Here is an 18,497-nt window from a genome sequence, read left to right as displayed (position 1 = left end):
CCCCCTTTGCCGCTGGCACCGGCCTTTGCGTCGCGCAGGGGCCGGTTTTGGCCCTGTTGCGGCGCCGCAGGCGTGGTTACCCCCGTGGTTACCACGCGCTACGGCCGGGCTTATTTGCCCCGCGCTATACCAAACCCTTTGCTAATATCGTTGGTATACATCACCTTTGGTGTTACTAACATTATTAGCATGGTAACCTACACCGACTATTTGAAACACCCGTACCTCTGGCGCCGGGCCAGCCGCTCCCACCCCGAAACGGGCAAGGCACCCATCAGCCTGCGCATCGAAATCGAAGGCTTCGTCACCCGCACGGGCGCCCTGCAACGGGCCGAGCTGGCCGTGGGGGTGACGGCTACCGAAGCGGAGTGGAGCCAGGAGGCCCAGCGCAAAACGGCGCCGCGCGCAATGAGCAAAGCGGAGCGGGCGTTGCTCGACATGGACAACGACAAGCTGGCCGATTGGGTGAAGGCCGTCAAGCTGGCCTACCACAACCTGAAAAGCCAGACCGGCAACCCCTCCCCGGCCGATCTGCTGGCCGTGCTCCGGAGCGGGCACAGCAAGGACCGCCGCGACCGTTCGTTCGCGGCCGCGTTGGAGATGCACCGCCGCGACCGGGCCAAACCCACCTCCCAACGCCGGGCCAGCACCATCCGCCACGACCGGGAAAAGGTGTTGTGGGTGCTCATGTACATGGCCCACACCAAGCAACTGGACCTGCCGGCCGAGAGCGTGGACCGGGTGTGGTTGCGCGGCTTCGAGCGGTGGGCCGACAGCCGGGGGCAAGGGCCGCGCGGCATTCGCCACAGCATTCACTTTGCCTGCAACGCCATGCAGCTGGCCGAGGACGAAGGGCTGATCAAAACGAGCCGGGTGCAGGGCTACCGCTACCTGACGGATTTGCCCGTGCCCCAAAAGCGCCACCTCTCGGCCTTCGACCTGGAGCGGTTGGCCGTGTTCCCGTTCCCGCCCAAGCTGCAGCCCTTTGCCGACATCTTCGTGTTCATGGCCTACACGGGCTTGTCGTACAGCGACTACCACCGCTTTGCCCAAACCCCCGAACGGTTTCTCAAACGCGTGGGCGACACGCTGGGCATCGGCATGGTGCGGCAAAAGCTGGCCACGGACGCCGCCCCCTTCTGGGTGCCCTTGCTCGATCACGCCCTGCGGCTCTGGCACGAGTGGAGGTACGCCCCGCCGTCCTTTACGCTGCGCTACCTGAACGGGCGGCTCAAAACCGTGGGCGAAGCGGCGGGCCTGCCCTTGGAGGGGTTGAGCACGAAAGACGCCCGCTCTACCTTCTCGCAGTACATGCGCGACAAGGGACTGCCGGCCGAAATCGTAGCGGGCATGGCGGGCCACGACGAAGCCACCATGAACAAGCATTACAGCAGCGTCAGCCCCGACCGCATCGTGCGCGAAATCCTCGGCATGAAGCTCTCCGACCACTAACCACCCGAAACACTTACGCCTCCGACTGCCGCCACCGATGTCGACCACACCGCACGTCCTGCCCTTCGGCGGGATTTTGCTATTTATAGAGGGGTACCAGTCCCTCCCGTTCGTATGACGCCCTCCCGTACCCGTATGATGCTGCGCCGCTGGTGGCCGCTGTTTAGCAGGCAGATACCCCGTGGCCCCGATGCCCACGGCTTCAACCAAACGGCGGCCGATTGGGGGTTTGCTTCCTAGTCCTGTTGCGTTGCATTTGTGCTACACTGCTACACCATAAGGGAATTACAGTTGCCCGTTCCACCACAACACCAAGACCACCAGCCCCACCAGCACGGCGAAGGCGGCGGCTTTGGCCCAGAACGGGGGTTCGTCGGGATGGTTGTTGCCGAAGTTAGGCCGGATGCCGCCCATAGGGAGAGGAAGGGGTTAGGATTGTTGCCGGCGAAGTTCGGCGGTTTCCGTCTTTAGTTTGGCAATTTCTTCGTCTAACCACGCTTCAGTTTCGCGGCTCACTTCTTCCATGCGCCAAAAGGGCTTGCTGTGCCGGATAACAGCGGCTATTACGTCGCGCTCCCACCGGGCGAGGGTACGGTTACCCGAGTACATAGTAAGCAGCACCCGGCTCCCTTCGTAGGGAAGGCGCCACTTGATGCCGAACACAAAGACCCGAACCCACACCCACGCGTTGCCCAACTTGCGCGTGAGAGCGACAGGCAGGGCACGCCACAGCAGGTAGCCCGCTATGCCCACGGTCACGCCGATGAACACCCACACGAAGAAGAACCCGACCCAGTGATATACCTTATCCATAACTAGCGGCCTACTTGCAAGCTGGAGTTCTGAAGCTGGTAAAGGAACCAGCCGAACCACTTCACCACCATGCCTACTGTCAGCGGCTCCCACTCTTTGTAGTTGCGGTAGTACTCGGCTACGCGGTCAATCGTGTTGTGACTGAACGCTGGGGTGCCTTGGCAGTCGAGGCCCCACGCGCAACAACTGTAAGTGATGCGCTCTTCCCCGCACCAACGAACCGCATACCGGCCGGCGTTCTCTTTTCGGAATGCCTGGAAAGCTTCATCTGTAACCAGCCGGGAATGCTCCAAGACCGGAATATCAGCGGGGTTGAAATCACGCCAGAACAGCGGCTTGCCTTCGTGGTTGTAAACGTGCTCGTCTGCGGGCAGGCTGGCGTATTCGTTATCGACGGTTAGGCAGAATGCCGAATAGTCCGAGGTACGGACGCGGTTCCACTGCGAGTAAGATGCCACCACCACTTTGCCCGTCTTTTTGACCCTGCGCAAGGGCCGGAATACGACTGCTTTCATGCTTCAATTTACGCAATCAAAGCAGTGAAAGACAGTTATTTACCCTATATTTATCCACATTAAACTACTACTTTTCAACACCTTCCGCAGCCAAAAGGAGGTGCGCCGCACGCGGGTTTCGTGGAAGCGGAGTCGGCGGCTCATTGCTTCACGCGGTACCAACCGGGCCGGGTTCGACGTTTGTTCTTCATGGCTTGCGAAGGAAGAGCAGCGCGGCCGCACAGAGCAGCAGCCCCGCTAGTTTGAGGGCCGCGTACTGCCGGCCTGATAGGCCCCACCGGGCAACGGCTTTGTCGGCTTTGGCCGTGTTCGGGTCGGTGCCTACGTAATGCCTGCCGAGTTCCCGCCGCAGGTTCAAACGGGTGTCGAATCGAAGGGAGAACAGCAGCCCGCCCCCGATCAAGTACAGCGGGCTACTCAGCAGGGCTGCCGAGTAGTTGCCGAGTAGCGCATCACACAGGCAGGCCAGCACGGCGGCGGGGCCGATGCCCGCCAACCGTTCCCGCGTCTCCCATAAATGCGACACGTCATAACCACGGGCAATCTGGTACTCGTTGCTCCCAGCGGCTACACCAGCATACAGGAACACGGCGGCGAAGTAGGCCAGCGCCGGGGCGTAGGCGATCAGCAGCGCGTTCATCGGCACAGGGCGATGGGCGCCACCACGTAAAGCATGACCAACGCCCACGCCAGCGCCAACGCGCCCCAGCCCACGCAGTAGGCCAGGTGCGCACGGTCGAGCGGCTTCATTACTTCGTGTTGCGGTTGAAGCGCACCACCAACCACGTCACCACGGCCACCGCCCCGAAGGCAATGACGTACCCCAGCCAGTCCTCGCCAAGCGTGCCGTTCACGGCTGACGAAACGAGGAAGTAGGCGAACACCAGCGGCAGCACCACCAGGTAAAAGAATTTGAACAGGCCGGGCCAATTGAGTCTGGGCATTGCGGTAGGGTGAAAGGGTGAATGGGTTAGGCTGGGGTGGCGTACACACGCCAGTTCCGCAGTTGAAAGTGAGGGGCGTCGGGAAAATTCGGCCACGCGCCGCCCCATTCGATGCCCGCGTGCTTGGTCATGTAGGGGGCGAAGCGTTGGAAGTGAATCAGGCTCCAGTCCAGTGTCTTCCCGTCGGCTTTCACGAACGCCACATCCAAGGCGAGGGCCGGCAGGTAGTTGTGCGGGCTCTGCCCTCCTTTGGCGTTGGTGATGCGCCGCCCCGCTTCAGCCGCCCCGATAGCGGGCAAGCCGGCGGCTTTGCGCAGCAGGTTGACTTGCGCGGGCGTCATGCGGCCCTGCGCGAAGAAGGCGTTTTGCACGGCCGCGCTGCGGTGGGTGAAGGTCAGGCGCGGCCGGGGCTGGGTCGGGTGGTCGCGCAGGTATTCGGCTTTGGCATTCTCGTACGCCTTCTTCAGCGTCGGATGCAGTTGGTTGATGTCGACGGCCATGGGACTAAGCGAAGAGGCCACCCACCACCGGCAGGCGCTTGCGGTACACGTACACGGGGATGAGCAGCAGCAGCAACCACCACGGCGAAGGCCACGCGCTGGGCTTGGTCTGGGTGGCGGTGTTGCCTTCCCCGGCTTGGGCAATGCCGGTTTTGGAGGCGGCCACCTGCACCTGTGCGCCGGCTTCCGCTTGCGTGGTGGGGGCGTCGGGCTTGTAGGTGTTCTGCACCGGTGCGGAAGCGTTGGGGGCGTAGAGGCTGCCCTTGCCGAGCTTCCTGGGGCCGGCTACCGATTTGGCGTAGGCCACCTCTGCCGCTTCCCAGGCGTCTAGCTGCCGCTTGTGGGCCTTGTATTGGCGGCGGGTGGGGTTGCTGGGCAATACCGGCAACGGGTTTACTCTGACACCGGCCTGTCCTTCGGGGACATTTGCAGTAACATTTGCAGGGACATCCGGCGCGGTGCGGGTGCGCGGGGCGGGTTGCGCCGTGGCCGCTTCGGGTTCGGGCCGGGTGCTGCGGCAGCCGGTCAGGAAGCTAAAGCAGATGCTCACCACGCAGGCAAGCAGGAAGCCAACGAGAATCTTTTTCCAGGTAGCCATGCTATTCGGGGGTGTGGGGTGCGTTGGGGTTGGGCACTTGGTCCATGATGGGCGGCGTGTAGCCGGGCGGGTTCGGCACGGCCAACGGGTTGCCCTTGTCGTCGGCGGTCTTGCGGTCCTGGTACTTCTCGTACATCTTCAGGCCCTGCACCCCCAGGGCGTAGCCCAGTAGAAAAATGGCCGGCTCGGCACTCACGTCCCGGTTGGCGACCACGTCCGCCCCGGCCTTGATGAAGCACAAGGCGAGGCCCGCGTAAAAGGCTTGCGCCCGAAACAGGTCTTTGGCGACGGTGTGGCCGGGCGGGTTCTCGGTGATGTCGCGCCACCATTTGGGTATCAGGTTCATTACATTTGGTAGCTAAGCTCCAGGGCGAAATCGTGTAGCATCAGGCGCATTTCATCATCGAGCAGCCGGTCGCCCGTGTGCGGGGCGTGGTCGGCGCGGTACACTTCCTTGTCGCGCCAGCTGGCCTTGAACATGCCGATCACCCCGTTCGGGCGCCGGATGCAGACCGCCAAACAGGAGGCGTAGTCGCGTTCGGTCATCAGCTGGTTCATCTTCCAATCGTCGCACTTGCCCTGCCAGAGCAGCACGAAGGGCTCCATCACGGCCACCATCAGCAGGCGCGGAATGCTTTGGGCGTAGATGATGCGCTCCACTTCCATGTAGCGCGGGTCGCCCGGCCGCGACGCCTCGGCAATCATCACCAGCTTTTCCACCGAGTCGCCCGTGCGCAGGTACTCCCCGTTCTGCACTGCGTACACGCTCACATGGTCGCAGTCGAGTTCGATGCGCATGCGTTCGGCCGTTTGCTCCAGCAGGATGGCTTTGCGGGAGTTGTTGACCAGTTGCTGCGTGTTGGGTTCCTTGCGGGCCTGCAACAAGCGCCGGGTCAGGTGCTCGATGAATTGGGAGGCGGCTTTCTGCAGCGGTTCGCGCACCAGTTGGAAGACCATCCAGAGCACCAGCATACCCAAGCCGAGCCAGACGGGGAGCTTTTGCAGCCATTCGATTAGGGTTGGGGGTAGCACAAAGGCATGGCATCAGACGGTGGTGGAATGCGGTGTGGGTTGCGGGCGTGGCGGCCCTAGAAGCGGGTTACTTCAGCAAGCCGTCGATCACGATTTCGACGGTGCCCGAGGTGCATTTGGCCAGGATCGTGGCGGGCAGCACCACGTCGGCGGGCAGCGTTACCCCCGAGAGGCCGAGCAGCTCAATGGTGTTGCCCACGGCGGGCACGTTGGCCAGCGCCACCGTGCGGGAAAAGATGTTGTTGGCCGCCGCGTTGGTGCCGATCGAGACGGTGGTGGCCAGCGTCGGGGCCGTGAGCACCGTGACGGAAATCGAGCGGATGGCGTACTTGAGCGTTTCGCCCTCCACGTTGCGGATTTCGGGTTGGCCGGAACTCACCGGGTCGGGCGCCTTGGCCGTGGCCCCCACGCTTTTGAAAACCCGGTACGGGCGCCGCGCCCCGCCCTTGAGGCTTGAGGCCACCGACAGGACGTGCTGCTGCAGGCTTGAGGCGCTCGGCACCGTCTCGGCCCGCCGCACGCGGCTCAGGTGGGCCACGCGCACGCTGCCGTCCGGCCGGGTGTAGCACAGGCACCCGGCCGGCCATTCCCGGTCGGGGTAGAGGTAGCCGGTTTCGGTAACGCCGCCCAGCAGCCGCACGACCAACGGGTCGCCGCGCAGCGTGTTTTCGATCACAAAACGCTCGTTGTTCATGGCTAGGCCAGCAGTTTGATGGTGTCGAAGACGCCGAGCTTGTCGGCCAGTTGCACGGCGCGGATCAGGTAGACGCCGGGCGGCACGGCGCCGGGCGCCAGCGTGCCCACCTTCGTGTTCACCCCGCCGTACTGGTTGGTGTTGACGAGCACCGTGACGGTGGCCAGCAGCACGTCGTCGGGCGAGGAGCGGATGAGGTAGTCGAGCCCGATGGGGGCCGTGTCGCCGCAAAAGATTTCCAGCCCGTTGGCGCCGATGTAGCACAGGATTTCCCGCACCCCGCCGCCGGGCGAGGCGTTGAAGTAGCGGATGGGTTGCGAGAGGTACTCCGGCCCGTTGTAGAGGTCGGCTTCAAGCGCGCCCGCCGTGACGCTCCACCGGCTGTCGGTGGCCGTGATGTTCTGGCCCGGCACGGGGCCGGCGAACCCCGGCGGGGGGGTGTCGGTGCCGGCCGTGGGCCGCAGCAGCGAACGGGAGGCGGGCAGGAATTGGATGTTAGCCATAAAGAACGGTCACGATCAGGGTGGCGGGGTCGTTGGGCGCCACGGGGGCGGTGGCGATGAGCAGTTCGGCGCCGGCCGTGCGCTGGGCCTCGGTCACGGCGGCCAAATCGGCTTGCGCAGCCGGCACAGTCGTTCGCACGGCCCCGCCCGCCCACGCGCTGCCGGTGTAGGTGTTCACCTGGTAGGTGGCCCCGCCGGCGTTGTAGGCGGCCTTGGCTTCCACGCTCACCAGCGTCAGGGGTTTGTTGAGCTTGATTTCCGACACGCGCAGGGCCGAGGTGGTCAGGCACTGGATTTCGGTTTCGGCGTTGCTTTCGCCGCTCTCCCGCTCGTCCACCACCGTGCCGCCTTCGGGCGTGGTGTAGGTGCCGTCGTTGTTGTTGGTGAGCGTGGCCAAATAGCCGGCCGGAATCAGCGCACTGGGCTTGAAGACCAGCGTCACGCCCGCGTTGACCGCCCCGACGCCCCACCGGCCGAGCACGTTGACCGTGCCCGTGCCGCTGAAGGTGGCCGCCGTGCTGTTGGAAAAGAAGACCGTGGCCGCGTCCAACGTGAGCAGGCCGAGGCTGCTGTTGAAGTACGACGCCCCGCCCACCGCCCGCACGGGCGTGCTGCCCGCCACCAATTCGTGAACGGCGGCGTTGCTGCAGTCCACTTCTTCGCCGGGGTCGAGCAGGGCGCCTTGCCCGTAAACGGTGTTGCTCCCGAAGGAGCCCGGCACGGTGGCGCTCAGAAACTGTTGGTTGAGCACCACCGTGCCGTCGGAGTTGTTGGCGGCCACCGCCAACAGGTCATCGAGCGTGGCAAAGCCTTCGAGGCCCGCGCTGCCGAGGTAGTAGGCCGGGGATGTCAGGGCCGCCACGCGGGTTTGTTGGTCGGCCGTCAGCAGCCTCTCGCTCACCGCCTTCTGGCTCATCACCGCCGTGGTGCTTTGCCCGGTGGTTTGCACAACGGTTACCCCCGGGCCGCCGCCCGCAGGAGCGGGCATGAATAGGTTATTGGCCGCGTCGTAGCTGCCCATTTGCCACACCCCGTTGCTGAACAGCCACGCGTCGGGCGTGCCGGTGTCACTAGGCCGGAACCACCGCGTGTACACGTCGGCGTAATCCTGCCCGTCCACCACGTCGTTAGGATTCTGGGGGTAGCGGTCGGTAATGGTGTAGGTCGGGCCCACGCGCCAGCCCTTGCCCAAGTTGCTGGTAAACAACCCCGAAACCGCGGCCTGAGGCAAGATGATGTTGCTCTCGTAAGAGGAAACGGGCGGCGGTTCAGCCGTGTAGTTGTCGTCGCCGCCGATGGTCGGCTCGGGAATGGGCGTGATGCCGTCGTAGGGCAGCGGTACCCGGGTCGTGAAGAAGTACAGGTACCCCGACGAGGACAGCTTCAAGGAGGTACCCACAATGGGGTAGCCGCCTTGTTTGATGGGGTCGAATTCCTCAATGCCGGGCCCTTGGGCAGCGGGGCTCTCTACGGCTAACCAGGTGGCCTTCGCTTTCGCGCTGGTTCCTGCATTGGAGGCCCCGCCCCCGTTGCGCCACACGTTGAGCAAGCCGAAACGGGAGGCCGTCAGCACGTACTGCCCACCGGCCTTGAAGGTATTGGGGTTGGCTTGCAGATCCTCTTTGGCGGCCGTGTTGCGCACAGTGGCCGTTACCCCCAGGGACAACCCGTTCGGGAACAGGGTGTAGAGCTGATCCAACGCAATGGCCTGCGCGGGCATGCCCGTAAAAGCCTCCAGGTAGTCCACGATTTTGGGCACGCCGCGCAGCTGGTTGGCAAACGCGGTATCCAGCAACGCGCCGACCGGCGCCTCGTAGGTTTTGTCGTCGGTTTCGCTATAGACCGGAACTTTCCAATCCTGCGCCAGCGGCGTGGTGGCCGTGGTATGCGAATCCAGATCGGGAATGCGGTAGTTTCCGTTTTCGTCAGCCATAATTTAAACGCGCAGGAAGCCGCCGTTAACAATGATGAAGCCTTGTCCTTGGTTGATGTTGCCCAAATCGTCGCTGTTGCCCGCGCCCAGCCACTCGGCTTGCCAGAGCAGCACGCGCCCGTTCCAGAGCGGGTAGCGCTCCACGGGGGTGCGCTCGTACTTGCCGTTCTTGACCACCTCCAGCCCGTCGACCGTGACCAAGTCGTGCTTGAAGGCCAGCCCGAGCTTTTCGTGCACGTAGTTGGGCAGGGCAAACACATCCAGTTGCAGCACCCGCTTGGCCGTCGAGCGCAGCAGCAGCGTGCGCCCGTTGCTCTCGTCCAGCGTTTCGTCTTCCCCGTCCACGTCCCAATCCTGAAAGCGTCCCGTTACGCGCACCCGGTTCACCAACCCGGCGGTGTAGTTCAGGGCGTAGGCGTTGTCGAAGTTGCGCCAGGTGATTTCCACCGAATCGGGGTGGCTCGGTTGCACGTCCAAGGGTTCGGAGACGGCGCGGGCCGTGCCCAGCTCGGGGTCCGTGGCCGCAATGGTCGCCACGTAGCAGCCGTTGGCCACCGCCCCGAAGCTCAGCGTCACTTCGTAAGTGTCGAAGCGCTGCAGGTCGTAGGTGAGCGTAACCGAGGCGTCGAGGCGCTGCTGGGTGGTGGCTTGGGCATACGGGGCGTTGAGCAGCACGTAGGGCGCACCCGCCGCTACGTCTTCGCGCACGGCCACCACGGGGTACTCGCCGTCCAAGGCCGTGCCGGTGCCGCCGAGGCCCAGCCGCTGCCCTACTACAAAGGGATAGGGCAAGGTGGCGTACGCAAAGTAGAGACGGGCCTGGCTGGCGGACGTGTCGTGGGCCCGCAAGTAGCCAGCAAACGTGGCCGTGTTGCCCTGCCCCTGCACCAGCCGCCGCACCGGGAACGTGCGGGCTGGCCCGCCGTTGCACGGGCGCAGCTGCACGGTGTGGTTGGCGAAGTTGCTTTTGAACTGAATCGTGACGCTGTCGGCCTTGTTGACCTTTTGGCAGTAAGCTTTGGGGTTGATGCCCACTAGGTTACGGTCGGCAAACGCAACCCGGTCCAACGGATTGCGCGATTCGGGCAGGTAAAACCGCAACGAGCCGGACGGCGGCACCGAGAGCACGGCCGTTTGCGCAAGGGCTACCGGGTAGGTGCACGGCGCGTCCACGCTGGCCAGCGGGTCGTAGTTGAGGGCCGCGGGGTCGCGGCAGCCGACCTTGGCGAATTCGCCTACGGTCACGTCCATGTCGGCCAAACAGCCGCGGGGGTTGTCGTCGCGGGCCTGCACGTTGTATTCCCCGGCAATGAGGCCGGTGAAGACGAAAGCCCCCTGCGCGTCGGTGTTGACCCAGTCCTGTACCAACACCGCTGGGGTGGAGCTGCGGAACAAGCGCACCTGCAACCCGGCGGCGTTGTCCGTGGCCGCTTCCGCCGTAATGCTGCCCGTGGCGGTTAGCGGAGCCGTCGTGGGCGTGGCCTGCGAGGAAACCAGACGCACCGTGCAGGGCGCCGGCTCGGGGTCGGCGCTCAGGTCTATCGTGACGTAAGGGGCCGCGAAGCTGGCACGGAAGCGCACGCGCTGGCTGCCCTCGAACCGCTCGGAAATCAACTCGTCTTCGGCCCGGCCGCGCTGCGCTTCGGCCAAGGGCGAAGGCACCGGGAACTGGTTCGGGCTTTGCGTGAAGGCCAGCGTGCGGCCGGAAGCCGTGTAGCGCACGGTAACGGTTTCGCCGCCCGTCTCAAACGTATCGATGATCTCCCCGCCGGGCGGGTTGGGGTCGGCCAGCAGCGCATCCACCGGCACTTGGCAGCCCGCCGCGTCGCGCACGTAGAGCCGCTTGGACACGCCCGGCACCACCGGGTAGGTGGTTTGGTTGGCGGTGAAGGTGACGTTGTCGCTGCTGCTCTCCCACGGCGGGCTGCTGGTGGTGACGTTCAGCACGGCGAAGCTGTTGACCGTGTCGTAGCTCAGCGTCGCAATCAAGTCGCAGCCGGGCGGGTCGGTGCATTGCGGGGCATTGGGCACCAGCACCTGCTCGGCGTAGGGGTCGGCGTCGCGGGCCACCACCTGCAGCAGTTCCCCGGTGCGCTCCCCGTCCACGCCCAAGGCGCAGCTTTCGAGCAAGGCCTCCCCGTCGTTGATGCCGTCGTTGGGGCCGTTGAACTGGCCGGGGTCGGTGGGCTCTCCCGCGTCGATGGGCAGCAGGGCGAAGGCCACCACGCCGGTGGCCGGGTCGTAGGACACCACCCCGACGATGTTGCCGGCCGGGTACGGAAATTCGCGCAGGGTTTGAGCCATAGTTACGAAGCCCGTAAAAGGGTGAATTCCGCCAAGCGTTGAGCGGGGGAATAGTCCAGGCGCAGCAGGTAGCCGCTCAGGCGCTGGCCTTGGTTGTCGAGAAAGGAGATGCGGCCGTAGGGGGCGCGGCGCAGCGCTTGCACCTGGGCAAAGCGCAGGCGGGCGGTAAAGCGGTAGGTTTCGGCGTGGAAGTAGGGCCCGGGCAACTCGGCAGCCGGCACGTCCAGCGCTTCGTTGATCGGACGGGTTTCCGTTGTCAGGCGGGTCAGCAGCTGGTCGTTGGCTTCCACCACCCCGCGTTGCAGCACGGCGTTGGGTTCGCGGCGCAGGCCCGCCCGCAGCCACGCCCCGTGCCGCCGCAAACTCCGGCCGGGCGAGAGGCGCAGGTTGTAGGTGGTTTCGGGGCTCAGCACCCCTTGCGCCTGGGCAAAGGCTTCGTTGCGTTCCGTGGCCCACCCGCCCCCGGCCGTGCGGCGCAGGCAGATCAGGAAGTTCTGGCTGTCGTCTTTGCCTTCCGCGTCCGGGCTTTGGGCATACCGGTCGCGGCGGGTTTCTTCGATCAGGTACCCCGCGGCGGCAAGGGTTGAAATGGCCGTGTAGGCGTTTTTGTTTTGCGTCAGGGGCAAGACCCACGTGCGCGGAGCGTTGAATTCGCGCAAGCCGTTCTGGCTGCCCGACTTCCACTGCTGAAAGCCGAGTTGCACGGTGCTGTAGAGGTATTCGGGGGCCGCCACTTTCTTCAGCTCCGTTACGGGCCCGAGGGCAAGGGAAACGGACGCCGGGTAGAAATACGCCCGGGGCTCCACGCGAACCACGGTGCGGCCGTTGCGCTCTTCCAGGCCAACCCCGATGCAATCCACCGCGTCCAAGCTGTCGTAGAGGCTTCGAAACGAGAGGAACAGGCTTTTGCGGGCATCCATTTCGCCGGTGGCCGGAGCCGGGTCGGTGGGCAGCGGGAAGCCCCGCAACCAGTAGGCACAGGTCACCAGCCGCGCCGCGCCGGGTCCGTCCTGGGACGCCGCCGGAACCGCGTCGGGCCGGCCGTAGTAGTCGCTGTAAAAGGCGTTGGGCTGGTCGGTGGTGAGCGAGACGACCCGCGAAAAGGCTTCGTGCACGAGCAAGCCCGCGGCGGGGGTGGGGCTGGTGCTGGTGGCCGCTTCGAAGTTGAACACCCCGCCGGGCAGGATCTGGTCTTTTACCTCGAAGCGCACGCCTAAAATGCCGCCGTTGATGTCGTGCACGAACAAGTGGGCGTAGCAATACACCTTGCTGCCTTCCACCAAGTCGTAAGACTCGATGTGTTGTAGGGTCACGTAGCGGTTGTTGTAGCCGCCTTCCACGTTGGTGGCGCGCACGGAGGCCAGCAGCACCTGCGGGTAGCCTTCGGCGCGGAAGTAGTAGTCCACGTCTACCGCATCAAAGTCGCCGTTGCCGTTGCCGGTGCGGGCGATTTCCAGATCGTGCACCAAATCCACCTCAAACCGGTAGCGCCCCGACCCGGGAGAGGTGAAGAACGGCACGGCGGCGGTGGGTTGCTGGCCGATGAAAACCCCCGTGGGCAGTTGCCCCAGCTTGAACTCGTCCACGGCTTGCGGGTCGGTCAGGCCAAAGTAGATGACCGACGTGCGCTCGTCCGTTTGGTTGGTGATGAAGGTGGGCAGCGCCGGGGGCGCGGGGCTCGGCTGGGTGGTGCGGTAGCGCAGCAGCAGTTGCTGCGAGTGCATGAGCACCGACAACGGAAGCGTGGCCGACAGATTGCTACCTCCGAGCGTGGTGGTTTTGAGCACGTCCACGGCTACGTCGTCTAGTGACAATAGCTTTTGCGCCATGCCGCCTTCTCGCAACGGGGCCGATACGCCCACGGGCAAGCTCTGGTAGGCCGTTAGATCCAGCCGGCCGGTGTAGACCTCGTCCCAGCGCAGCTCGTTGTCGTTGTACTCGAACACGGTCAGGCGCACCAGTCCTTCGGCCCCGCGGGCTTCGTAGACGGTGCGCACGTACTCGGCCCCCTTCTTGACAAAGGTCAGATCCAGGCTCACTTCGAAGGCCACGCCGTGGTACTTGCTGTCTCGCACGAGGGCGTACTTGAGCGCCTCCCACCCGATGGGGTCGGTTTCCAGCAGGTAGGGCGCAAGGACGTCGGACGAGAGGTAGAAGCCGAACACGGGCAGCGGGACAACGCAGTGATTTACTTCCTGCAAGGATACGAAAACTAAAGTAATACTTTAACTTCGGGCAGCAAAAAAGGTGTGCCCATGAACCCGATCGATTTCCGCAAGTACCTCGTTGGCGACGAGGCCGTGAGTGAGGCTGCCAAAAGCGTGCGTGCCCTGAAAACCGGCGTTTCGGCCCTGGCCAAGGGCGTGGAAGAAGACGGCAAGCGCATCGAGGCCGGGTTGCAGCGGGTGAAAGACGCGGCCCGCGAAATCAGCGAGAAGCTGCCGCGGCTGCAGTTCGCCAACGAAGACGACCGCAAAGCCCTGCTGGCGTTGGGGTCGTCGTTGGAGGCGCTCAAAAAGCAGGGGCAAGACCTGAAGAAAGACGAAGAGGCCCGGGCCCGCACGCAGAAACAGTTGGCCGAAAGCACGGGCTTCTACACCAAGGAACTCAAAGCCCAGCGGGACGCGCTGAAAGCGGCCTACGATTCGGGGTCGGTGGAAGGCATCAAAACGGCGGCCAAGAACATTCAGGCCCTCAAGCAGGACGCCGAACAACTCACCAAAGCCGTGCGGGGTTCCGCCTCGGTGTTCAGCGCCGCTACCGGCTCCTACAACGAAGCCAATCAACGCTTGCAGTCACTCAGGGCCGAATACCGGGCGTTAGGTGACAACCTGGGTGCGGCCAATCCCAAGGCCGCCGAGTTGCGCCGGGAGATTCAGTTGCTCGACTCCGAACTGCGCATTCAAGACAAGATCATTGGGCAGACCTACCGAAACGTAGGCAATTACACCGCCTCAATTATCGAAGCGGTACAGGCTTTGGAAAAAGAAAAAGCCGTGCTGTTGCAGGCCTCTTCTGCCCTGCGCACCCAGGCCAACGCCACCGGACTAAGTGCCGAGGCGCAGGAGAAGCTGCAGCAGGAAATCAAGCAGACCGACCGGGCCCTAGGCGAGGTGAACGGCCAACTCAAGGGGTACGGCATATCAGCGGACCAAGGCGGGGCGAACACCGCTAGTTTCGCTGCCAAAGCCTTAGCGCTATACGGGGTGCTGATGCAACTCAAACAGGCCGGGGAACAAGTGTTCCGCTCCAATGTGCAGTACAGCGACCAACTGGCTGACGTTCGGAAGACCACCGGGCTTTCTGCTGACGAAGCCGAGCGCCTGGCCGATAGCCTCAAGCAGATTCCGACCCGCACCAGCCTAACCGGCTTGCTGGATATTGCCAAGGTGGGCGGCCAGATCGGCATTGCCAAGGACCAGATCGAAGGGTTTACAAAATCGGTTGACGTGGCCGTGCAAGCCCTCGGTGATGATTTCCAAGGCGGAGCCGAACAAATCGCCACCGAGCTGGGCAAGATTTCCAACGTCTTCAAGGCAGATTTGGGCCCCGACGTGGCGCAAAACCTGCTGGCCATCGGGTCGGCGGTCAATGAAATTGGGGCAGAAGGGGCCGCTACCGCTCCCTTCCTGACCACCGTCGCGTTGAAAGTGGGGCAAACCTCCGCCGCTTACGGCGTGGGGCTGAAAAACGTGCTCGCCTACGCGGCCGTGCTCGAAGAGTCGGGTACGCAGGCCGATGTGGCCGGCTCCTCCTTGAACCGGCTGTTTAGCACCATTGCCGGCAAAACCGAGGCCTCGTTTAAAATCGCTGCGCTTGGGGACTCCAACTTGACGCTGAAGCAGTTCACCAAGCTGGTGAACACCGACTTCAACGGGGCCATTCAGGCATTTCTAAAAGGCCTGAATGCCGGCGGCACCAGCACCACGCGCCTGAACAGCCTGCTCGAAACGCTCAAGTTGGAAAGCGGCGAAGCCAAAAGCACCATTTTGTCTTTGGCGCAGAACACGGACTTGTTTGCCGAGCGGCAGGCCGTGGCCAACCAACAGCTGACCAACGCTACTTCCTTGGCGGCGGAGGCCGAAATCAAGAACCAGAACCTAGCCGGCTCGTGGGAGCAGCTCAAGAACGTGATTCTGGCCAGCGTCACCAGCGGGGCGGTGGGCAACTTCTTCAAGTCCATCATCGACGGGGCCAACCAATTGCTTCGGGCCGGGGACAACGGCAAACTACAGGCGGCCAACCTGAACAGCATTCGTTCGTCGGGGGAATTGGCGCTGGCCAATCAACGCACGGCCAATTCGGCCAAAGACCTGTTGGCTACCTACGATGAGTTAACGGGGCAAATGGAGCAGCTGCAGGACCGTGGCCAGAAGCCCACCATTGCCCAAAAGCAGCAGCTCCAAACCGTCACGCTCAAGTTGCGGGATGCGCTCGGGGAAAACATCGGCAAGATCAACGCCGAAACCGGGGCGTTCGAACTCAACGCCGAGGCCGTGCGCGAAGCCATCAAGCAGCGCCTGCTGCTCTCCAACCAAGAAGCGAGCGGCCTAGCCCTGCGGCTGAGCAATCTTGATGCTGAAAAGAAAAAACAGGAGAACAACATTGTTCGACTGCGGGAGGAAACAGCCATTCGCGAACGCGCCCTTGCAGTAATCGGAAGAACGAAGCAGGATACGGAGTTCTTGCTTAAACAGCAATTAGAAGGGAAAAGAATTGGTCCTGGCTATTCCCCAAAGGAAATAGAGTCCATTTCACTCTTTGGCAAAAATCAAAGAGAGTTGGCCCAAGAGCAACAGAAGTTGTTTGACACCGAGGCGCAGCGGCGGTTGATTCTGCAGCAGTTGAACGAGCTTGGGTTCAAGGCCTCGGACGTAGCCAAGCTGTTCAGCGGGGCGCAAAAGGAGGCGGCCAAAGCCAGCAGCGACTTGGGAGACGAGTTGGACGACGAGAAAAAGAAGCTGGCGGATGTGGCACGGGCCCAATTCGAGCTGAACAAAGCCCGGTTGGAGGGCCGCATTGCCGACTTCGACCGGCAGGCGGGGAATGTAGCCAACAGCGAAGCCGTGCGCACCAGCGCCCTGCAAAAGGCCGCGGCCGACCGCATCGCATTGGCCGAGCTGGAAACCACGGAAACCATTCGGCAGGCTGTCGCTGCCAACAAAGACCTGGTCGGTGGCGATCAGGTGGTGGCGCTAACCCGCACCCGGTTGGCGGAGGAGTTCGGGCGCAAGAAGCTGGAGATCGGACGCACCTCCGACAAGGCGTTAATTGCGCTGCACAACGAACTGCTCAATGCGTTGGGCGAGGTAGATAAGCTGGTGCTCGAAAGTGAAATCGAGACGCTTGATCGTATTGCCGACAACGAGAACAACGGCGCGGCCGTGCGACAGCAGGCGCTGCTGGATGCCGCGGCCCGCCGCTTGGAGATTATCGAGTTGGAAGGGCTGGCTAAAATCCGTGCGGCCCAAGGCAATGCAGCCGAGCTGCTGCGCATTGAGAAGGAACTCGAAGTGAAGCGGGCCGCCGTGCTCAACGCGCCCGGCAAAGGCACGGCCTTCAAACTCTCCGATGCCGACAAAGCCAACTTAGACGAACAACTCAAGATTGAGGGCAAGCGCACGGCCGCCCGGGTGTTTGGGCTGGATTTCGAGCGGCAGTACCAAAAGGAGTTGTTCGACTCGGAACAGAACCGGCTGAAAGAACGGCTGGCCATCCTGCAGCAAGACCCCGAACGCGTGCGAGAAGCGCGGGAACTGGAGCTGGAAATAGAGCGCAACGCCAACAACCGCAGCCTGGAGATGGAGCGGGAGAAAGCGCGGGAGCGCGAAGCCATCATTCAGGAAAGCTTTGCGGCGATTGACACCATCGGCGGGGCGTTCTTTCAACTCCGTTCCGACCGTTTGCAGGAAGAATCGCGCCTTATCCGTCGGCAGTACGACTTGGAATTAGAGGGCGCAGGCGACAACGAAGCCCTGAAGGCGCAGGTACAGGAGAACTTTCGGCAAAAGGAACTTGCCAACCGGCGCAAGCAAGCCAAAGCCGAAAAGCAACAAGCCCTCTTTAGCATTGCACTGAACACGGCGCAGGCTGTTTTGGCTGTTAACTCCACAGGCGGCGGCACCTACTTTGCCGACTTCGGCATTTCGGCCGCGATTTTGACCGCATTGGTGTTGGCTCAAGGTGCCGCGCAGGCGGCCGTGGTGGCGTCTCGCCCTTTGCCGGCATTCTTCAAAGGAACCGACAACGCGCCCGAGGGCCCGGCTTGGGTAGCAGAACGCGGGCCGGAATTGATTGGCCGTAAGCGCGGTGGGTACGAGTACGTGGCCGAAAAAGGCATTGCTTACCTCGAAGCCGGGGATAAGGTGTTTACGGCCGATAAAACCACCGCTATCCTTCAAGCTGCTGCGAAAGCCGATGCCCTGCAACACGGGGCATTAGCTACCCAGCATAGCTTCAACGCCTCAACAGCAGCCATTAACGGTACCAGCGCAACGCGGGTGGCAGGCGGGTCAAATATTGAAAAGGCTCTGCAAAGCCAAACTGCGCAGATACTTCGCGGTTTGGACCGTAACGCCGAACGCACTGCGGAGGAAATTATGCGTCGGCGCCTGAAAATGGGCAACAGCAGCTTAGACGACCTCGTGAATGCACGGCAAGCACAACAACGCCGTGGGCCGTATTAGTTGTGCTCTTGTTGTACTAGACCCGAAGGGTAGACAACGAATGCTCCGTGTTGCGGAGCTGAACCGTCTTTGGGATAGTATTTGGCCTTCAACGACTGTCCTATAACCGACGAATCCTGCAGCTTTATCATTGCCATTCGGCGTTCATGCAGCCGCTGTTTAGCTGACTCTAGCCGGTCTGCACTATCATCCCATTGCTTAAGGCGTTGCACTTTTGCCATCGTTTGCCCTGATCCGTTGATGATACTGTCTTTGATAGCTGATATGGCTTCGGACCGCTGGTTGAGTGAATCTAACCGTATGCCATAACGCCAATCTTCCTCCCGGGCCGAATCGGTACGACTGAAGGCAATCGGCTTACCTAGTTCAACCACTTGCGAGTCACCGCGGGCCTGCAGGTACGCCAGCACTTGACGCTGCGGCTCGTTTTCGGGTACCGCAACCTTCCCTTTGCAACTCGCCGCAAGCAGACCACAGGCCAACACCAAGGCGTATATCTTTTTCATGGGGACCAATATAAACA

General features: G+C 62.9%; 18 protein-coding genes. 3 read left to right on the top strand and 15 right to left on the bottom strand.

Features of this window, described 5'->3' with window-relative positions; all coding sequences use genetic code 11:
• The first annotated feature begins 189 nt into the window (after window positions 1-189).
• A complete protein-coding gene (locus ABD903_RS22675; protein WP_345228048.1) occupies window positions 190-1,452 on the top strand; it encodes a site-specific integrase in 1,263 nt (420 codons plus the stop codon).
• Between the two features lie 114 nt (window positions 1,453-1,566).
• Entirely contained in the window at window positions 1,567-1,692 is a 126-nt protein-coding gene (locus ABD903_RS22670) for a hypothetical protein (RefSeq protein ID WP_345228046.1), read from the top strand.
• 45 nt (window positions 1,693-1,737) lie between these two features.
• Here the strand turns inward: ABD903_RS22670 and ABD903_RS22665 are convergent, their stop codons facing one another.
• The 14 genes from ABD903_RS22665 to ABD903_RS22600 all read right to left on the bottom strand — a co-directional run bounded on the left by ABD903_RS22665 (window position 1,738) and on the right by ABD903_RS22600 (window position 13,489).
• Window positions 1,738-1,866 carry a hypothetical protein gene (locus tag ABD903_RS22665; protein ID WP_345228044.1) on the bottom strand — a complete coding sequence of 43 codons (129 nt, stop codon included), beginning with the start codon at window positions 1,864-1,866 and terminating at the stop codon, window positions 1,738-1,740.
• A gap of 15 nt (window positions 1,867-1,881) precedes the next feature.
• Window positions 1,882-2,265 carry a hypothetical protein gene (locus tag ABD903_RS22660; RefSeq protein ID WP_345228043.1) on the bottom strand — a complete coding sequence of 128 codons (384 nt, stop codon included), beginning with the start codon at window positions 2,263-2,265 and terminating at the stop codon, window positions 1,882-1,884.
• Between the two features lie 2 nt (window positions 2,266-2,267).
• Window positions 2,268-2,780: a hypothetical protein gene (locus tag ABD903_RS22655; protein WP_345228042.1), complete on the bottom strand. Its 513-nt coding sequence runs from the start codon at window positions 2,778-2,780 to the stop codon at window positions 2,268-2,270.
• A 187-nt stretch (window positions 2,781-2,967) separates the two neighbouring features.
• Entirely contained in the window at window positions 2,968-3,420 is a 453-nt protein-coding gene (locus ABD903_RS22650; RefSeq protein ID WP_345228041.1) for a hypothetical protein, read from the bottom strand.
• A gap of 109 nt (window positions 3,421-3,529) precedes the next feature.
• Entirely contained in the window at window positions 3,530-3,724 is a 195-nt protein-coding gene (locus tag ABD903_RS22645; protein ID WP_345228040.1) for a hypothetical protein, read from the bottom strand.
• A gap of 26 nt (window positions 3,725-3,750) precedes the next feature.
• Window positions 3,751-4,224 carry a M15 family metallopeptidase gene (locus tag ABD903_RS22640; protein ID WP_345228039.1) on the bottom strand — a complete coding sequence of 158 codons (474 nt, stop codon included), beginning with the start codon at window positions 4,222-4,224 and terminating at the stop codon, window positions 3,751-3,753.
• 4 nt (window positions 4,225-4,228) lie between these two features.
• Window positions 4,229-4,822, bottom strand: coding sequence for a hypothetical protein (locus tag ABD903_RS22635; RefSeq protein WP_345228038.1), 594 nt, complete (start codon window positions 4,820-4,822; stop codon window positions 4,229-4,231).
• 1 nt (window position 4,823) lies between these two features.
• Window positions 4,824-5,168, bottom strand: a complete 345-nt coding sequence (locus ABD903_RS22630; protein ID WP_345228037.1) for a hypothetical protein — start codon at window positions 5,166-5,168, stop codon at window positions 4,824-4,826.
• On the bottom strand, window positions 5,168-5,854 hold the full coding sequence (locus tag ABD903_RS22625; RefSeq protein ID WP_345228036.1) for a hypothetical protein: 687 nt from the start codon (window positions 5,852-5,854) through the stop codon (window positions 5,168-5,170). Before ABD903_RS22625 ends, ABD903_RS22630 begins: the two co-directional genes overlap by 1 nt.
• Window positions 5,855-5,921: 67 nt before the next feature.
• Entirely contained in the window at window positions 5,922-6,548 is a 627-nt protein-coding gene (locus ABD903_RS22620) for a hypothetical protein (protein ID WP_345228035.1), read from the bottom strand.
• Between the two features lie 2 nt (window positions 6,549-6,550).
• Window positions 6,551-7,051 carry a hypothetical protein gene (locus ABD903_RS22615; RefSeq protein WP_345228034.1) on the bottom strand — a complete coding sequence of 167 codons (501 nt, stop codon included), beginning with the start codon at window positions 7,049-7,051 and terminating at the stop codon, window positions 6,551-6,553.
• Window positions 7,044-8,984 carry a hypothetical protein gene (locus ABD903_RS22610; RefSeq protein ID WP_345228033.1) on the bottom strand — a complete coding sequence of 647 codons (1,941 nt, stop codon included), beginning with the start codon at window positions 8,982-8,984 and terminating at the stop codon, window positions 7,044-7,046. The genes ABD903_RS22615 and ABD903_RS22610 overlap by 8 nt, the downstream gene beginning before the upstream one ends.
• Window positions 8,985-8,987: 3 nt before the next feature.
• Window positions 8,988-11,288: a hypothetical protein gene (locus ABD903_RS22605; protein ID WP_345228032.1), complete on the bottom strand. Its 2,301-nt coding sequence runs from the start codon at window positions 11,286-11,288 to the stop codon at window positions 8,988-8,990.
• Window positions 11,289-11,290: 2 nt separating this feature from the next.
• Entirely contained in the window at window positions 11,291-13,489 is a 2,199-nt protein-coding gene (locus ABD903_RS22600) for a hypothetical protein (protein WP_345228031.1), read from the bottom strand.
• A 54-nt stretch (window positions 13,490-13,543) separates the two neighbouring features.
• Between ABD903_RS22600 and ABD903_RS22595 the strand changes: the two genes are divergently transcribed.
• Window positions 13,544-17,974 carry a phage tail tape measure protein gene (locus ABD903_RS22595; protein WP_345228030.1) on the top strand — a complete coding sequence of 1,477 codons (4,431 nt, stop codon included), beginning with the start codon at window positions 13,544-13,546 and terminating at the stop codon, window positions 17,972-17,974.
• Here the strand turns inward: ABD903_RS22595 and ABD903_RS22590 are convergent.
• Window positions 17,971-18,480 (bottom strand): hypothetical protein, encoded by a 510-nt coding sequence (locus ABD903_RS22590; RefSeq protein ID WP_345228029.1) that lies wholly within the window; start codon window positions 18,478-18,480, stop codon window positions 17,971-17,973. The two genes, ABD903_RS22595 and ABD903_RS22590, sit on opposite strands and share 4 nt — an antisense overlap.
• Window positions 18,481-18,497: the final 17 nt, after the last annotated feature.

The organism is Hymenobacter koreensis (assembly GCF_039541855.1).
Lineage (GTDB): Bacteria > Bacteroidota > Bacteroidia > Cytophagales > Hymenobacteraceae > Solirubrum > Solirubrum koreensis.
This window is presented reverse-complemented; position numbering and strand designations above follow the sequence as displayed.

What these genes read in the sequence shown, in the direction of transcription:
- ABD903_RS22675 (WP_345228048.1), top strand. Translation starts at nt 190, where the DNA reads ATGGTAACCTACACCGACTATTTGAAACACCCGTACCTCTGGCGCCGG.
- ABD903_RS22670 (WP_345228046.1), top strand. Translation starts at nt 1,567, where the DNA reads ATGACGCCCTCCCGTACCCGTATGATGCTGCGCCGCTGGTGGCCGCTG.
- ABD903_RS22665 (WP_345228044.1), bottom strand. Translation starts at nt 1,866, where the DNA reads ATGGGCGGCATCCGGCCTAACTTCGGCAACAACCATCCCGACGAACCC.
- ABD903_RS22660 (WP_345228043.1), bottom strand. Translation starts at nt 2,265, where the DNA reads ATGGATAAGGTATATCACTGGGTCGGGTTCTTCTTCGTGTGGGTGTTC.
- ABD903_RS22655 (WP_345228042.1), bottom strand. Translation starts at nt 2,780, where the DNA reads ATGAAAGCAGTCGTATTCCGGCCCTTGCGCAGGGTCAAAAAGACGGGC.
- ABD903_RS22650 (WP_345228041.1), bottom strand. Translation starts at nt 3,420, where the DNA reads ATGAACGCGCTGCTGATCGCCTACGCCCCGGCGCTGGCCTACTTCGCC.
- ABD903_RS22645 (WP_345228040.1), bottom strand. Translation starts at nt 3,724, where the DNA reads ATGCCCAGACTCAATTGGCCCGGCCTGTTCAAATTCTTTTACCTGGTG.
- ABD903_RS22640 (WP_345228039.1), bottom strand. Translation starts at nt 4,224, where the DNA reads ATGGCCGTCGACATCAACCAACTGCATCCGACGCTGAAGAAGGCGTAC.
- ABD903_RS22635 (WP_345228038.1), bottom strand. Translation starts at nt 4,822, where the DNA reads ATGGCTACCTGGAAAAAGATTCTCGTTGGCTTCCTGCTTGCCTGCGTG.
- ABD903_RS22630 (WP_345228037.1), bottom strand. Translation starts at nt 5,168, where the DNA reads ATGAACCTGATACCCAAATGGTGGCGCGACATCACCGAGAACCCGCCC.
- ABD903_RS22620 (WP_345228035.1), bottom strand. Translation starts at nt 6,548, where the DNA reads ATGAACAACGAGCGTTTTGTGATCGAAAACACGCTGCGCGGCGACCCG.
- ABD903_RS22615 (WP_345228034.1), bottom strand. Translation starts at nt 7,051, where the DNA reads ATGGCTAACATCCAATTCCTGCCCGCCTCCCGTTCGCTGCTGCGGCCC.
- ABD903_RS22610 (WP_345228033.1), bottom strand. Translation starts at nt 8,984, where the DNA reads ATGGCTGACGAAAACGGAAACTACCGCATTCCCGATCTGGATTCGCAT.
- ABD903_RS22605 (WP_345228032.1), bottom strand. Translation starts at nt 11,288, where the DNA reads ATGGCTCAAACCCTGCGCGAATTTCCGTACCCGGCCGGCAACATCGTC.
- ABD903_RS22595 (WP_345228030.1), top strand. Translation starts at nt 13,544, where the DNA reads ATGAACCCGATCGATTTCCGCAAGTACCTCGTTGGCGACGAGGCCGTG.
- ABD903_RS22590 (WP_345228029.1), bottom strand. Translation starts at nt 18,480, where the DNA reads ATGAAAAAGATATACGCCTTGGTGTTGGCCTGTGGTCTGCTTGCGGCG.